The following is a 15610-nucleotide window of genomic DNA, read 5'->3' as shown; positions in this document are numbered from 1 at the left end:
CGCGCGTCGCGTCTGTCTCTTTAGGCCAGCACGGCCTTGGCGGTCTCGACGACGTGCTCGACGGTGAAGCCGAAGTACTTGAACAGCACGCCGGCCGGCGCCGATTCGCCGAACGTGTCGATCCCGACGACGCCGCCTTCGAGGCCGACGTACTTGTGCCAGAAGCTCGTCACGCCCGCTTCGATCGCGACGCGGCGCACGCCGTGCGGCAGCACGCGCTCACGGTATTCGGCGTCCTGGCGGTCGAACACGTTGGTCGACGGCATCGACACGACGCGTGCCGCGATGCCTTGCTGCGCGAGCGGCTCGACGGCCTTCATCGCGAGTTCGACTTCCGAGCCCGTCGCGATCAGGATGATCTTGCGCGCGACGATCTCTTCGTCCCAGTCCTTCAGCACGTAGCCGCCCTTCTCGATGTTCGCGATCTGCGCATCGGTACGCGGGTTGAACGCCAGGTTCTGGCGGCTGAAGATCAGGCTCGACGGACGGTCGGCGGCGACCGCGTGGGTCCATGCGACGGCCGTCTCGACCGTGTCGGCCGGACGCCATACGTCGTGGTTCGGGATCAGGCGCAGGCTCGACACGTGCTCGATCGACTGGTGCGTCGGGCCGTCTTCGCCGAGGCCGATCGAGTCGTGCGTGAACACGAAGATCGACGGCACCTTCATCAGCGCGGCCACGCGCAGCGCGTTGCGGCTGTAGTCGGAGAACGTCAGGAACGTGCCGCCGAACGGCTTGTGGCCGCCGTGCAGCGCGAGGCCGTTGATCGCGGCGCTCATGCCGAATTCGCGCACGCCGTAGTTGATGTGGTTGCCCAGCTTGACGCCCGGGCCTTCCGGATTCGCACGGACGGCCTTCGATGCCTTCCAGTTGGTCAGGTTCGAGCCGGTCAGGTCGGCCGAGCCGCCGAGCAGTTCGGGCAGGGCGGCAGCCAGGCCTTCGATCGCCTGCTGCGACGCCTTGCGGGTCGCCACCGTCTCGCCGCGCTCGTTCGCGCCGGCGATGATCGCCGCAGCCTTTTCGGCCCAGTCGGCCGGCAGCTGGTTGGCCATCCGGCGCTCGAATTCGGCGGCTTCTGCCGGGAATTTCGCGCGATAGGCCGCGAACGTCGCGTCCCATTCGGACTCGGCGCGCTTGCCGGCTTCCTTCGCGTCCCATGCCGCATAGACTTCCTGCGGAATCACGAACGGCTCCCAGGTCCAGCCGAGTGCCGCGCGCGTCTTCGCGATTTCCTCCGCGCCGAGCGCCGCGCCGTGCACGTCGTGGCCACCGGCCTTGGTCGCCGCGCCCTGGCCGATCACCGTCTTGCAGCAGATCAGCGTCGGCTTGTCCGACAGCTTTGCCTTCGCGATGGCTGCGTCGACCGCGTCGACGTCATGGCCGTTCACGTTCGGGATCACGTTCCAGCCGTAGGCTTCGAAACGCTTCGGGGTGTCGTCGTGGAACCAGTTCACGACGTCGCCGTCGATCGAGATGCCGTTGTCGTCGTACAGCGCGATCAGCTTGTTCAGCTTCAGCGTGCCGGCGAGCGAGCAGGCTTCGTGCGAGATGCCTTCCATCAGGCAGCCGTCGCCGAGGAACACGTACGTGTGGTGATCGACGATCTTCGCGCCGTCACGGTTGAACTCGTCGGCCATCAGCGCTTCGCCGAGCGCCATGCCGACCGCGTTCGCGAGACCCTGGCCGAGCGGGCCGGTGGTCGTCTCGACGCCCGGCGTGATGCCGTATTCCGGGTGGCCCGGCGTCTTCGAGTGCAGCTGGCGGAAGTTCTTCAGCTCTTCGATCGGCAGGTCGTAGCCGGTCAGGTGCAGCAGCGAGTACAGCAGCATCGAGCCATGGCCGTTCGACAGCACGAAGCGGTCGCGGTCTGCCCAGTGCGGGTTCGTCGGGTTGTGCTTCAGATGGCGCGACCAGAGCGCGACGCCGATTTCGGCCATGCCCATCGGCATGCCGGGGTGGCCGGAGTTCGCTTGCTGGACGGCGTCCATTGCGAGCGCACGGATCGCGTTGGCCATCAGGGTGGTGGAGGCGGGAGACGAAGTCGTCATGTCGAGTCCGGAGAACGAGTCGAGGAAACGGGGGCACGGCGGCATCCGGAAGCTCGAGCGTCAATCGTTCCCGGCGCGCGGTGCGGCGCCTGACGGACGCGAAGCGGACGGAGCCTACGGACGGGGCTGCAAAGCTCGTCATTTTAACAGATGGGCTGACATTTCCCTTGTCGGCGAGTAGTGTTCCGGCACGGTTTTCCGTCAAACCGCCCGCCTCCTATAATTCAGACGTCGGAACTGCCAGCCCCGAGTGGCCCGCCCGTGAGCACGACTCTACTTTTCCACCCTACGCCCGACTCCGCCTACGGCTTCCCGAACGCCCGGCGGCTCGCGCACGTCGCGTCGCCGCACCAGCAGATCGAGGTCTGGGAAACCCCGCAGCTCGGCCGCCTGTTCACGCTGGACGGCCGACCGATGACGTCGGTCGGCGACGAGTACGTCTATCACGAGTGCATGACGCACCCGGCCGCGCTCGCGCATCCGTCGCCGCGCAAGGCGCTCGTGCTCGGCGGCGGCGACGGCGGTGCGGCGCGCCAGCTGCTCAAGCATGCATGCATCGCGCGGATCGTGATCGCGGAACTCGACGACGAGGTGGTCGGGATGGCGCGCCGGTATCTCGACGACGTGCACCAGGGTGCGCTCGACGACCCGCGCGTCGAGGTCGTGATCGGCGACGCCGCGCATTTCGTCGAGTCGACCGTCGAGCATTTCGATCTCGTCGTGTTCGACCTCACGCCGCCCGATTCGCCGGCGGCCGGCCTCTATACCCGCGCGTTCTATGCGCGGCTCAAGCGGATCCTGACGCCGTGCGGCGCGATCTCGATGCACCTCGGCTCGCCGGTGTTCCACGCGGCGCGCATCGCCGCGCTGCTCGACGACCTGCGCGCGAGCTTCGCGGTCGTCGACCCGCTGTCCGCGCACGTGCCGCTGTACGGCTCGCAGTGGCTGATGGCGATCGCGAGCGACACGCTCGACGCGGCCGCGCTGTTCGCACACGACGTCGACGAACGGCTCGCGGCCCGCCGCGTCCAGGGCTTGCGCTACTACGACGCGCGGCTGCATGCGTCCCTCTTTGCCCTGCCACGCGCGCTGCGCGATACACTGGGCGTTCGCCGCTGAGCGTCCGCGCGGCCGCCTCGCTTCCGTTTTTCCATCGCGTCCCTGCAGGATTCGCGATGCATGGCACCGGGGCGGAACGTCCTGGACGCCGTGCCGCCCCCTGAACGAACGCCCGGGCATGGAATCAGAACACGTGCCCAGGCGCCCCCACAGGAGATTTTCATGACCGATCCACGTCCGGCCAACGTGCCTTGGTTGACACCCTACCTGGTCGTACGCAACGCGCGCGCGGCCATCGAGTTCTTCAAGGCCGCATTCGGCTTCACGGTACGCGACGTGCACGACGAAGACGGCGCGATCATGCACGTCGAGATGGCCTATCGCGGCCAGCTGATCGTGATGTTCGCGCCCGAAGGCGCGTTCGGCTCGCCCGCGCGCACGCCGAAAAGTGCGAACGCCACCGCGCCGCAATCGTTCTACCTGTATGTCGACGACGTCGACGCCACCTGGCAGCGCGCGCTCGACGCGGGCGCGAAATCGCTGAGCGCGCCGCAGGATCAGTTCTGGGGCGACCGGTTCGCGCAGATCGAGGATCTCGACGGCTACCGATGGGCGCTCGGGCGCCGTCTCGACGCATGACCCCACCCGTTACACGCATGAACGAAGCCACCACCACCGCGGCCGTGCCGCGTTTTTTCGTCGACGCGTCCCTGCGCGCCGACGCCACGCTCGCATTGCCGGCCGAGGTCGCGCGCCACGCACAGGTGCTGCGCCTGCAGCCCGGCGACGTGCTCGCGCTGTTCGACGGCACCGGCGGCCAGTACCGCGCGCGGCTCGTCGAGATCGACAAGCGCAGCGCGCTCGCGCAGATCGACACGTTCGAACCGGCCGAGGCCGAGCCGCCCTATCGCGTGACGCTCGCGCAAGGCATCGCCGGCGGCGACAAGATGGACTGGGTGATCGAGAAGGCCGTCGAACTCGGCGTAACGGCAGTCGTGCCGCTGTCGACCGTGCGCGGCGTCGTGAAGCTCGCCGGCGAGCGCGCGGACAAGCGCGTCGCGCATTGGCGTGGCGTCGTGCGCGCGTCGTGCGAGCAATGCGGGCGCAACCGCGTGCCCGACGTCGCGCCGGTCGCCGGCTTCAACACCTGGCTCGATACGCTGCCGGCGGCACCGGTCGACGGCGAACTGCGGCTGCTGCTGTCGCCGCGCGCGAGCATCCCGTTCGCGTCGCTGCCCGACACGCCGCCCGCTGCAACCGTCACGCTGCTGATCGGGCCGGAAGGCGGGCTGTCGCCCGACGAGGAAAATGCGGCCCGCGCACGCGGGTTCACCGCGCTGTCGCTCGGGCCCCGCGTGCTGCGTACCGAGACGGCCGGCGCGGCCGTGCTCGCGGCGCTCGCGGCGCGCTGGGGCGGGTGGTGACGCGCATCAGCGCGCGGCGCTCAACGGCTCGATGTCGATGACGCTGGAACCCTTGAGCGCCAATGCCAGCGCGTCGAGGCTCGCATCATCGAACGGGAAGGTCGTCGCGGTGACGCGCAACGGCGGCGTCGCCTGGATCGCCTTGATCAACGGACCGCGATAGCGCAGGTTCATCAGCATCGGCACGATCTGCGTGATTCCCACCGGCCGGCCGTCGTGCTGCACTGCGGCGGCATCGACCGTGTCATTCCAGCCCTGGATGAAGCCGCCGGCATCGATCCGCGTGTTCAGCTCGATCCAGCGCCGCTTTTTCTCGTCCGCGCTGTCGTCCGATGCGCGCAACGCGGCGGCCTCGCGGCTCACGTCGGCATCGTGCTTCGCACGCCACGCCATGTAGCCCAGCGCGAAGACCATGTTGTCCGGCAGGATGTCGCCGTCATGCACGACGTGGGACAGGCGTCGCAGCGCCTGGCTCTCGACGAAGGCGGGCGTCAGGATCCAGACGCTGCCGGTGCGCAACGCACCGGACGTCCGGCCGAGCGCGGGTTCGCCGCTGTCGACCGCGATGCGCGTCAGCAACCCTGCATCGACCAGTTCGTTCAGTTGGCCGGCCAGTGCCGGCGACGCGTGAATCGCACGGGCCACCGCCGCATACTGGTCCGGTGTCGAGCGCGTGCGCAACTCGCCAAGCAGCCGCTCGACCGCCGGATACGCGGCCTGCGCCGCCGGCGTCAGTGCCGGTTCGACCGCGGCGGCATCCGCTGCCGACGCGCCCCCGATCGAAGCGACGGCTGCGGCCACCAGCAGCCCCCGTGTGAAAAGGTTCATTGCCGACTCCCCTCGTTCGAATGTCCGGCACGCCGGCAACATGCACGGCGGCCCGAATGCTGCCGGTTAATTGGCGGCGTCGCCGTTCGCGTCACGCATCTGGCTCATCAGCGCGTTGACGACGGGCCGCAGCACCTGGGCGGGGGAATCCGCGATCCAGCCCTTGTCGTCCGTGCCATGCAGGTCGATCCGGCCCGTGATCGGCCGGCTCGTCGGCGCGTGGTCGAACACGGGTACCACGCCGTTCAGGAACGCCGCGAGATATGCCGCGCGCGCGTTGTCGTCTTCCGAGCGCGGCTCGTCGACCGTCTCCCGCAGCGCCCTCAAGCCAGGTTCCACCTCGGCGACGCGGCACGCGAATTCGACCGTCGCGATCGATTCGCCTTTCACGGATTCGTTCGGCTTCCGGGTCGAACCGGTGGCCTTGCACTCGGAACGCGCGAGCGCATGCTGAAATGACCCGATCGCCGCAGTGACCGGCCCGTTCACCGTTGTGCGTACCGTCGCCGGCACCTTGTTCAGGATGGAGGCGACGATCGTCCCGCTCAATTTGTCCGCGAGCTTCGCAACGGCCGCCACGTCGAGCACACCCTCGCCGTCGAAGTGCGTGCGCGTTGCGTCGTTGAACTGCTCGGCCTTCGACGCGTCGCCATTGACGAACGCGCCGAGATACAGATCGGTCGTCTGCTCCGGGGTCAGCACCGCGGCCTGGGCGGCTGGCGGGAGGCCAAGCGACAGTGCACACGCGGTCAGCGCGCACACGAGCGGATGGCACGCACGGGTGCGCGCCGCTGATCGGGTAGCGGTCATGGGGAAACGGCCCTCTCTCGAATGTTGGTCTGGTGTGATGCGCCCGGCGCGGCGGCGGCGCCCGGGCTGAGCGATTGTCGCGAAAAAAAGTGGGCGATGAAAGGTCCGTGTCGGATCGGGCCAAGCGCATGCAACCTGCGCAGGCGCAAAAAAGCCCGCTCGAAGCGGGCTTCCGAAGGGTGATTCGCCGAATCGGCCGCTGGCCGACGTGCGCTTACGCGAACGAGTAGAACACGCGGAACGCGACCTTGCGCTCGGCCCAGAATTCGGCCGCCTCGCGGAACACGTCGAGCAGCGTCTCGCGCCCTTCCTTGTCGAACTTCTGCGCGATCGGCAGCCCTTCGAGGACGATCACGAAACCGGGCTGCGCGCCGGCCTTCGCGACGAGGTCGGTCAGGGAGTCGTACAGCGCGTCGTAGTTCTTCCCGAAATGCTTCGGGAACAGGAACGACGTCGCGATCGTTTCCATCACTTCCTGCTTCGACTGCGCGGCGCCGCAAAACGCATACAGGAAATGCTGGCCGAGCCGGCCGGCTTCGTCGGCAAGATCCTGCACGCGGAACGCGCGGATCGACTGCACGAGATTGGGTCGCACGGTCGTGAAAAGGCTCATAGGCTCCTCGTTCGATGAAAGCCCGGGCTCGGCTTCCTGTTGCTCCGGCGTGCTGCCAGCCTGCGCCGCCGCGTGCAGTTGAATCACGCGCTGAAACAGATTGCCGTCGCCGGCCGCGAACAGTTCCGCCGCCGCCGTTTCGTGCGCGTAGATGGAGTCGCTCATGCCATTCGTCCCGAAGTCATTCAACAATACGTTTAAAACTGTTGTAGTGGTCGCCCGTGTAATAACAGTTGTCGATCCGGCGCAATGGCCCGCCGCAGACGATCCGGCGCGCCCCGCGATTGCGGGCACGCGGCGTCGGCACCGTGTATTCATGGTAGTAGCCGCGCTTCGCTTTTGGCAGGATCCGCTCGCGGTTGCCAAACACGACGCCGTCTTTCTCGTACGGATACGGACCGCCGGCGCCGATCAGGCCCAGCGTGGTCACGGCCTCGCGCGGAAGACGGGCGGTCGGAATCGTATCGAGCCCGCTCGCCGCCACGTCGGCCGGAACGGCCTCCCGTGCGTAAGCGGCGGAAACCAGACTGCCCGTCGGCGTGCCGACGATACCCATCGCGAACATCGCGAAGACGGACGCGAGCGCGCCGTTGCGGAGCCACTTGCGTGCCATGAACCAGGGTTCCCGCTGTTAAATCAAGTAGTTGACGACCAACAAAGGCGTTAGCGTAGCGTTATTGGCCGCGCGAATCAATGTCCGTTTGGGAATCGAAAGGCCAGTGATACCCGGAATTGCGCATTTTTTACCTAAATCACACTACATTTATCTTACATAGGATAAAATGCGGGCAGCATCTCTGGCATGGCAAGACTCTGCCTCCTTGCCACGCCGGCTACGCTGAGTGGAGAGAGATGCTGATGTTGCTTGAGGGAAGCGCGTTTGCGCCCTGCCCGCGGCGTGCCCATTGCGGGCACGCCTCTTTTTGCTTTTGTTTACAATTTCGCCCGACGCGCCACGCCGGTTCGACCGGCCTGGCGCGTTCGTTTTGGCTCAGCGCGTGGCGTTCACGTCGGCGACCAGCAGCGCCGCCATGTTGACGATGCGGCGAACGGTCGCCGATTCGGTCAGCACGTGCACCGGCTGCGCGGCGCCCAGCAGGATCGGCCCGATCGCGATGTTGTTGCCCGCGGCCGTCTTCAGCAGGTTGTACGCGATGTTCGCGGAGTCGATGTTCGGCAGGATCAGCAGGTTCGCTTCGCCTTCCAGCGTCGATTCCGGCAGGATTTCCTTGCGCAGCGCCGCGTCGAGCGCGACGTCGCCGTGCATCTCGCCGTCCACCTTCAGCTCCGACGCACGTTCCTGCAGGATCGCGAGCGTATCGCGCATCTTCTTCGCAGAAGGGGCATTGCTCGTGCCGAAATTCGAGTGCGACAGCAGCGCGACCTTCGGCTCGATGCCGAAGCGGCGCACTTCTTCCGCCGCCATGATCGTGATCTCGGCCAGCTCTTCCGGGGTCGGATCGACGTTCACGTGCGTGTCGACGAGGAAAATCTGGCGGCCCGGCAGCACGAGGCCGTTCATTGCCGCGTACACGCTGCAGCCCGGGCGCTTGCCGATCACCTGGTCGATGAAGTGCAGGTGGCGGTGCGTGGTGCTGATCGTGCCGCAGATCATCCCGTCCGCTTCGCCCTTCTTCACCAGCATCGAGCCGATCAGTGTCGTGCGGCGGCGCATCTCGACGCGCGCGAGCTGCTCGCTGATGCCCTTGCGCGCCATCATCTTGTAGTACGTCTGCCAGAAATCGCGGTAGCGCTCGTCGTGCTCGGTGTTGACGACCGTGAAGTCGGTGCCCGGCGTCAGGCGCAGGCCGTAGCGCTGGATACGGTGCTCGATCACCGACGGGCGGCCGATCAGGATCGGCTTCGCGAGTTTTTCGTCGACGATGATCTGAACGGCGCGCAACACGCGCTCTTCCTCGCCTTCCGCGAACACGACGCGCTTCTTCTCTTCCGGCGCGGCGCGCGCGATCTGGAAGATCGGCTTCATCGTCGTGCCGCTGTGATACACGAACTGTTGCAGGTGCTGCTTGTACGCGTCCATGTCCTCGATCGGGCGCGTCGCGACGCCGCCGTCCATCGCGGCCTGCGCGACGGCCGGCGCGATCTTCACGATCAGGCGCGGATCGAACGGCTTCGGAATCAGGTATTCGGGCCCGAACGACAGGTCCTGGATGCCGTACGCGGTCGCGACGATGTCGCTCTGCTCGTGCTGCGCAAGCTCGGCGATCGCGTTGACGGCCGCGATCTCCATTTCACGCGTGATCGTCGTCGCGCCGACGTCGAGCGCGCCGCGGAAGATGAACGGGAAGCACAGGACGTTGTTGACCTGGTTCGGGTAATCGGTGCGGCCCGTGGCCAGCACCGCGTCCGGCCGCACTTCGAGTGCGAGTTCCGGCAGGATTTCCGGCGTCGGGTTCGCGAGCGCGAGGATCAGCGGGCGCTCGGCCATGCCCTTCACCATCTCCTGCTTCAGCACGCCGGCAGCCGACAGGCCGAGGAAGATGTCCGCGCCCTCGATCACTTCGGCCAGCGTCCGGGCTTCCGTTTCGCGGGCGAAACGCTCCTTGTCCGGATCCATCAGCTCGGTACGGCCCTTGTAGACCACGCCCGCCAGGTCGGTCACGATGATGTTCTCGAGCGGCAGGCCGATGTCGACCAGCAGGTCGAGACACGCGAGCGCGGCCGCACCCGCGCCGGACGCGACGAGCTTGACCTTCTTGATGTCCTTGTTGACGACCTTCAGCCCGTTCGTGACGGCCGCGGCCACCACGATCGCGGTGCCGTGCTGGTCGTCGTGGAACACCGGGATCTTCATCCGCTTGCGCGCTTCGCGCTCGACGATGAAGCAGTCCGGCGCCTTGATGTCTTCCAGGTTGATCCCGCCGAAGGTCGGCTCCAGCGCGGCGATCACGTCCACCAGCTTGTGCGGGTCCGACTCGTTCAGCTCGATGTCGAACACGTCGATGCCCGCGAACTTCTTGAACAGCACCGCCTTGCCTTCCATCACCGGCTTCGACGCGAGCGGGCCGATGTTGCCGAGACCGAGCACCGCCGTACCGTTCGTGACGACGCCCACCAGGTTGCTGCGCGCGGTGAAGCGCGCCGCGTTGAGCGGATTCTCGACGATCTCCTCGCACGCGTACGCCACACCCGGCGAGTACGCGAGCGCGAGATCGCGCTGGTTGATCATCTGCTTGGTCGGGGCGATCGCGATTTTCCCGGGGGTCGGGAATTCGTGATAGTCGAGCGCGGCTTCGCGGAGTTTGGCTTTGGAGGAGGCTTGGGTAGACATGTGTCTCTTGGCGGGCGGATTAGAATGACTCTTCGACGGCATTGTAGCGCCAATCATCGGCCGCCAGACCGGCGATTCGGGTGCAACAGCCGCGACAAAATTGTACTGAACGGTGCAGGAACGCCGCCGCTCGCCTCGTACAATGCCGTTCCTTCCATCGTTTCGGATCCATCCGCCGTGCTAGCCGCCCTCTCCGAGTTTTCGCTGATCGAACGCTTCTTCACGCGCCGCGCCGCGCAGGGCGCCCGTGCGTCGACGCTCGGCATCGGCGACGACTGCGCGTTGATCACGCCCCGATCCGGGAAATTGCTGGCCATTTCGACGGACATGCTGGTGGAAGGCCGCCACTTCTTCCCCGACGTCGCGCCCGACGCGCTCGGCCACAAGACGCTCGCGGTCAACCTGTCCGACCTCGCGGCGATGGGCGCCGAGCCGCGCGCGTTCACGCTCGCGTGCGCGCTGCCGCGTGCCGACGCCGCGTGGCTGGAAGCGTTCAGCAACGGGCTGTTCGCGCTCGCCGAGCGCTACCGCTGCGAGCTGATCGGCGGCGACACGACGAGCGGCCCGCTGAACCTGTGCGTGACCGTGTTCGGCGAAGTCGCGCCCGACGCGGCGCTGCGGCGTGACGCCGCGCGCGACGGCGACGATGTCTGGGTGTCCGGCACGCTAGGCGATGCGCGCGCCGGCCTCGGCGTCGCGCGCGGCGAATGGACGGCCGGCGCGAACGAAGCGGCCGCGTTCCGGCGCGCGCTTGAGTACCCCGAACCGCGCATCGCGCTCGGCCTCGCGCTCGCGGGCGTCGCGCACGCGGCGCTCGATCTCTCGGACGGCCTCGCCGGCGACCTGCAGCACATCCTGGCCCGCTCGAACGTGCGCGCCGAGATCGATGCCGACGCGGTGCCGCGCTCGGCCGCGCTCGCGACGCTGCCGCCCGACGTGCAGCGCCGCTGCACGCTGGCCGGCGGCGACGACTACGAACTGTGCTTCACCGCGCCGGCGGCAGCCCGCGCGGCGGTCGAGGCGGCCGGCGTAACGGCCGGCGTGGCGGTCACCCGAATCGGTACAATACGCGCGTTGTCCGCGCCGTCGGAGCAGCCCGCGATCGCGTGGCGCGACGCCGCCGGCGCGCCTCTCGCTCTCACGTTGCACGGCTTCGACCACTTCCATGCAGACTGACCCGACGCCCGCGCACACCGCGGCCGAGCCCGGCGCCGCATCCGGCGGCAACGCGCCGCGGCGCGCGACCGCGCGCTTCATGCTGTCGCACCCGGCGCACATCGTGTCGCTCGGCTTCGGCAGCGGGCTCGCGCCGATCATGCCCGGCACGTTCGGCTCGCTGTTCGGCTGGCTGACGTTCGTCGTGCTCAACCGCTACCTGACGGTGCCCGAATGGTGGGCGCTGATCGCGGCCGGCTTCGTGGCCGGCACATGGCTCACCGGTTTCACCGCGACGAAGATGGGTTCGGCCGATCCGGGCGCCGTCGTCTGGGACGAGATCGTCGCGATCTGGCTCGTGATGCTGTTCGTCACGCCCGCGACCTTCGTCGGCCAGCTGTGGGCGTTCGTCGCGTTCCGCTTCTTCGACATGCTCAAGCCGCCGCCGATCCGCTATGTCGAGCGCCGCCTGAAAGGCGGGCTCGGCATCATGGTCGACGATCTGGTCGCCGCGTTCATGACGCTGCTCGTGATCGCCCTGTGGCGCTCCGTCGTCGGCTGACCGACTTTCCGACTCCCGTTTCCCGACGCGCATGCCAACCGATTCCGTCGTCCATCAGCTTGCGATCCGCGCAGGCAACAAGCTGCGTGACGAGCACCTGACGCTCGCCACCGCCGAATCCTGCACCGGCGGCATGATCGCCGCGGCGATCACCGATATCTCCGGCAGCAGCCAGTGGTTCGAGCGCGGCTTCGTCACGTACTCGAACCAGGCCAAGATCGAGATGATCGGCGTGCCGCCCGACCTGATCGACAAGCACGGCGCCGTCAGCGAGCCCGTCGCGCGCGCGATGGCCGAAGGCGCGCTGCGCAACAGCCGCGCGCAGGTCGCGCTGTCCGTCACCGGCATCGCGGGCCCCGCCGGCGGCAGCGAGAAGAAGCCGGTCGGCACCGTGTCGTTCGGCTGGAGCAACCGGCTGCATACCGACGTCGAGACGCTCGTGTTCAAGGGCGACCGCGAACAGATCCGCACGCAGGCGGCCGCGCATGCGCTGCGCGGGCTGCTGAAGCTGCTCGACGAGCGCGAGGGCTGATCGCCGGGGGGCGCGCGCCGCGCCCCCGACTGCCCGCTTACTGGATCGCGTCGGGCTTCACGACGATCCAGTTCTTGTCCGCCGTCACCGGCAGGCCGAGCGACTTCTGCCGCGCGGCCGATTCGTCCGACCACGCGCGGATCTGCGCCATCTGCTTGTCCTTCTTGTTCACCCACACGCGCACGCCGCCGCGCGCGACGTCGGTCGCGTTCAGCAGCATGTAGCCGTCGGACGTCGGCGTGTCGCCCGCGACGAGCACCGGCTTCTTCCACTGGTCGATCCAGCCGACGATCGAGCCGAGCTTGCCTTCGTACCACGTCATCGGGTTCATCAGGAACGGCGTGATCACCAGGCTGCGGTTCGCGGCCTCGTCATACTTGCCGGCCTTGATCTGCAGTCGCGAGGTGGTCAGCGCGCCGGTCGCCGGGTTGCGCAGCAGCGTCGTCACGCCGATCACGTTCTGCGGCTTCACGTTGTAGCCGTACTTCGGGTCGGACAGCACGAGCCGCGCGAGCTCCTCATGGGCGGCCGTCATCACGTAGACCTCGATCCCGTTCTCGCGCAGCGCGTTGTACAGCTCCTGCATCCCGCGGAAGAAACGCGGCGGGTTCACCGTGCCGTCGACCACCTTGTCGCCCTGCCAGTAGCGGATCGGGATCGGCTTGCCGTCGGCGAGCATCGCGTCGACGTGGCGCTTCAGGTCGGCCAGCGACAGCCCGGCGAACGCCTGCGCGATCCACGGGTAGCAGACCAGGTCGTCGATCTCGCACAGCCGGTAGTAATAGCTCGTCAGCGATTCCCGGTAGTCGGCGGAATCCTTGAACGGGATCAGCTTCAGCGACGGGTCGAGCGTGTCGCGCGTCAGCACGCCGCGGTTCTCGAGGTACGGCAGCAGCGACTCCTCGAGGTCGTAGCGGTAGGTCGTGTTGTCGGCGTCGAACACCGCGTAGTCGCCGCGGTGCGCGTGCGCGGCGATCATCGCGTTCAGCGCCTTCGCGCTATCGGCCGGCCAGTGCGAGAGATCCGCCGCATGGGCGAAGCTCATGCACAACGACGCGGCAAGCGCGCTCAGAAGACGTCGGGACAGCTTGGGCATGGCGTCGCTCCTTTCTTGACATTTTCGTGACGGATCGATGACAAGCGGGAGCATCGCGCGATTGGCGCGCGGGGATGCGGTGCGGAAGCGACGGGAAGTTGTCCGCGTGCGCCAGTGCGGGCCGGACGGGCGGAGGAGCGGAAAAACGGGAGAAGAGCGCCGGGCTCGCGCGTGGGAGCCCGCCGGAACCGGCTGCCCGGACAGGCAACCGGTGCAACCGATCAACGATGCGCGTTGATCGTGTCGCGCGTCTTCTGCGCGGCGAGCGCCGCGGCTTCGGCGAAATCCTCGCCCTTGCTCGCGTACAGGATCGCGCGCGACGAGTTGATCATCATGCCGGTGCCGTCGGCCGTGCGGCCCGCGTTGACGGTCGCCTGCACGTCGCCGCCCTGCGCGCCGATGCCGGGAATCAGCAGCGGCATGTCGCCGACGATCCCGCGCACGATCTCGATTTCCTTCGGGAACGTCGCGCCGACCACGAGGCCGAGCTGGCCGTTCCTCGCGTTCCACTTGTTCGCCGCGAGGTCGGCGACGACCTGGTACAGCGGCCGGCCGTTGGTGTCGAGGAACTGCAGGTCGGAGCCGCCCGGGTTCGACGTGCGGCACAGCACGATCACGCCCTTGCCTTCGTGCTCGAAGTACGGCTCGACCGAGTCGTAGCCCATGTACGGGTTCACTGTGACGGCATCCGCGCGGTAGCGCTCGAACGCTTCGCGCGCGTACTGCTCGGCCGTGCTGCCGATGTCGCCGCGCTTCGCGTCGAGGATCACCGGCAGGCCCGGATGCTGGAGGTGGATGTGCGCGATCAGCCGCTCGAGCTGGTCTTCCGCGCGATGCGCGGCGAAGTAGGCGATCTGCGGCTTGAACGCGCTCGCGTATTGCGCGGTTGCGTCGACGATCTGCCGGCAGAATTCGAAGATCGCATCGGGCTGGCCGTCGAACTGCACGGGAAAGCGCGACGGCTCGGGATCGAGGCCGACGCACAGCAGCGAATTGGTGCGCTGCCACGCGGCGCGCAGCGATTCGATGAAAGTAAGCGGGGAAGACATGGCGGGTACTCGCGGCAAACCGTTGGTAGACCGCGTATTTTACCCGCGTCGCCGGCGCGCCTCGCGCGAAGCCGCATTGCCGCGCGCATCGGCGCGCTCGACGGTGAACGCGAAACGCCGCGTGAGCCGCTCGCCGGGCGCGAGCAGCGTCATCCCGTGCGCGGTCGCGCCGCCCGGCAGGTTCACCGCATTGATCGGATGATCGACCGGCTCGAAGCAGAAGAAATCCTCGCCGGGCGGCGTATAGAGCACGTACGCGTCGGCGTCGGCCGCCACCGTCAGCGACAGCCCGCGGCGCGGCCAGCTCACCGTCGCGTGGCCGCCCCAGCCGGTGAACGCATGATTGACGAGCGCGGCCGGCAGCGGATACGCGACGCCGAACTGCCAGGCCGGCGGCACGCTCACGTGCCGCACCGGCAGGAAATCCGCGCCCGACAGCCACAGCCCGCCGGCAGCCGCGGCCAGTTCGGTCGCGGTATCGCGCACGAGGAACGGATGCACGCCGAGCCCGAACGGCAGCCGCGCACGCCCCGCGTTCTCGATCGTCAGCGCGATCGACAGCGTCGCGTCATCGAGCTCGAACGACTGGATCGCGCGGAACGCATACGGCGCGCCGGCGGTGCGATCGAGCGACAGTTGCAGCGACGTGCCGGTCGCATCGTCCACCTGCCACCGCGCGAGCCAGCCGTCGCCGTGGATCGGCAGCGGCTCGTCGCGGCGATTGCGCGGCACCGCGACCTTGCGCCCGTCGCACTCGAACCGCCCGTCGCCGATCCGGTTCGAGTAAGGCAGCAGCGGATAGCACGCGAGCTCGTTCGGGTCCGTCGCCGTCTCCGGGTGCTCGCAGCGGCGGAACACCGGCATCAGCGCGCCGTTGTCGCCACGCCAGTCGAAGCGCGCGATGCCGCCGCCGAGATGCGGCAGCACGTCGAGCCGCAGCAACGCATTCGACAGCGTGACGGCCGCCGCATGCGCGGCGCCGACGCCCTGCGCGAAGGCTGCTGTCTGCGGGCCGGGGCTGACCGGCTGCGCGGCGGCGGCCAGGCGCGCGCGGCGCGACTGGCTGGTGGACGACGATGCGCTCGAGGACGTGGCGGTCATGGTGAACTCCTTTCCTTCGTCGAAGAATCGATGCGGGTCGT

15 protein-coding genes are annotated in these 15610 nt (G+C 68.0%); 6 read left to right on the top strand and 9 right to left on the bottom strand.

From position 1 onward, the window contains the following. Positions 1-20: 20 nt before the first annotated feature. On the bottom strand, positions 21-2093 hold the full coding sequence (tkt, locus tag CFB40_RS03070; protein ID WP_089424470.1) for a transketolase: 2073 nt from the start codon (positions 2091-2093) through the stop codon (positions 21-23). A gap of 216 nt (positions 2094-2309) precedes the next feature. Here tkt and speE point away from each other — a divergent pair, with 216 nt between their 5' ends. From speE to CFB40_RS03055, 3 genes are all read left to right on the top strand, one after another. Continuing rightward, positions 2310-3167 (top strand): polyamine aminopropyltransferase, encoded by an 858-nt coding sequence (gene speE, locus CFB40_RS03065; protein ID WP_089424469.1) that lies wholly within the window; start codon positions 2310-2312, stop codon positions 3165-3167. Between the two features lie 162 nt (positions 3168-3329). Then, on the top strand, positions 3330-3746 hold the full coding sequence (locus tag CFB40_RS03060) for a VOC family protein (RefSeq protein ID WP_089424468.1): 417 nt from the start codon (positions 3330-3332) through the stop codon (positions 3744-3746). Positions 3747-3763: 17 nt separating this feature from the next. Next, the gene (locus CFB40_RS03055; RefSeq protein WP_089430593.1) at positions 3764-4531 is read left to right on the top strand and encodes a 16S rRNA (uracil(1498)-N(3))-methyltransferase; all 768 of its coding nucleotides are present in this window, start codon (positions 3764-3766) and stop codon (positions 4529-4531) included. Positions 4532-4537: 6 nt separating this feature from the next. On the opposite strand, the gene CFB40_RS03050 is transcribed toward CFB40_RS03055, so the two are convergent. The 5 genes from CFB40_RS03050 to CFB40_RS03030 form a co-directional block, all read right to left on the bottom strand. After that, positions 4538-5359, bottom strand: a complete 822-nt coding sequence (locus CFB40_RS03050; protein WP_089430592.1) for a hypothetical protein — start codon at positions 5357-5359, stop codon at positions 4538-4540. A gap of 66 nt (positions 5360-5425) precedes the next feature. Then, positions 5426-6169 (bottom strand): hypothetical protein, encoded by a 744-nt coding sequence (locus CFB40_RS03045; RefSeq protein WP_089424465.1) that lies wholly within the window; start codon positions 6167-6169, stop codon positions 5426-5428. A gap of 214 nt (positions 6170-6383) precedes the next feature. Then, positions 6384-6947 carry a barstar family protein gene (locus CFB40_RS03040; protein WP_089424464.1) on the bottom strand — a complete coding sequence of 188 codons (564 nt, stop codon included), beginning with the start codon at positions 6945-6947 and terminating at the stop codon, positions 6384-6386. 16 nt (positions 6948-6963) lie between these two features. Next, positions 6964-7395, bottom strand: a complete 432-nt coding sequence (locus CFB40_RS03035; RefSeq protein ID WP_031398890.1) for a ribonuclease domain-containing protein — start codon at positions 7393-7395, stop codon at positions 6964-6966. A gap of 378 nt (positions 7396-7773) precedes the next feature. Next, a complete protein-coding gene (locus CFB40_RS03030) occupies positions 7774-10116 on the bottom strand; it encodes an NADP-dependent malic enzyme (protein ID WP_306427335.1) in 2343 nt (780 codons plus the stop codon). 135 nt (positions 10117-10251) lie between these two features. On the opposite strand from CFB40_RS03030, the gene thiL reads away from it, so the two are divergent. Genes thiL through CFB40_RS03015 form a run of 3 tightly spaced genes read left to right on the top strand, consistent with a single transcriptional unit; the run spans position 10252 to position 12323 of the window. Next, on the top strand, positions 10252-11250 hold the full coding sequence (gene thiL, locus CFB40_RS03025) for a thiamine-phosphate kinase (RefSeq protein WP_089430590.1): 999 nt from the start codon (positions 10252-10254) through the stop codon (positions 11248-11250). After that, complete coding sequence (locus tag CFB40_RS03020; protein WP_089430589.1) at positions 11240-11791, top strand: phosphatidylglycerophosphatase A family protein; 552 nt, start codon at positions 11240-11242, stop codon at positions 11789-11791. Before thiL ends, CFB40_RS03020 begins: the two co-directional genes overlap by 11 nt. Positions 11792-11822: 31 nt before the next feature. Continuing rightward, positions 11823-12323, top strand: coding sequence for a CinA family protein (locus CFB40_RS03015; RefSeq protein WP_034186407.1), 501 nt, complete (start codon positions 11823-11825; stop codon positions 12321-12323). A 37-nt stretch (positions 12324-12360) separates the two neighbouring features. Here the strand turns inward: CFB40_RS03015 and CFB40_RS03010 are convergent, their stop codons facing one another. The 3 genes from CFB40_RS03010 to CFB40_RS03000 form a co-directional block, all read right to left on the bottom strand. Next, a complete protein-coding gene (locus CFB40_RS03010; RefSeq protein ID WP_089424460.1) occupies positions 12361-13419 on the bottom strand; it encodes a phosphorylcholine phosphatase in 1059 nt (352 codons plus the stop codon). A gap of 221 nt (positions 13420-13640) precedes the next feature. Then, positions 13641-14468, bottom strand: coding sequence for an orotidine-5'-phosphate decarboxylase (gene pyrF / locus CFB40_RS03005; RefSeq protein ID WP_050013849.1), 828 nt, complete (start codon positions 14466-14468; stop codon positions 13641-13643). 39 nt (positions 14469-14507) lie between these two features. Then, positions 14508-15569, bottom strand: a complete 1062-nt coding sequence (locus CFB40_RS03000; RefSeq protein WP_089424459.1) for an aldose 1-epimerase — start codon at positions 15567-15569, stop codon at positions 14508-14510. Between the last annotated feature and the right edge of the window lie 41 nt (positions 15570-15610).

This window comes from Burkholderia sp. AU31652 (assembly GCF_002223155.1).
GTDB lineage: Bacteria > Pseudomonadota > Gammaproteobacteria > Burkholderiales > Burkholderiaceae > Burkholderia.
This window is presented reverse-complemented; position numbering and strand designations above follow the sequence as displayed.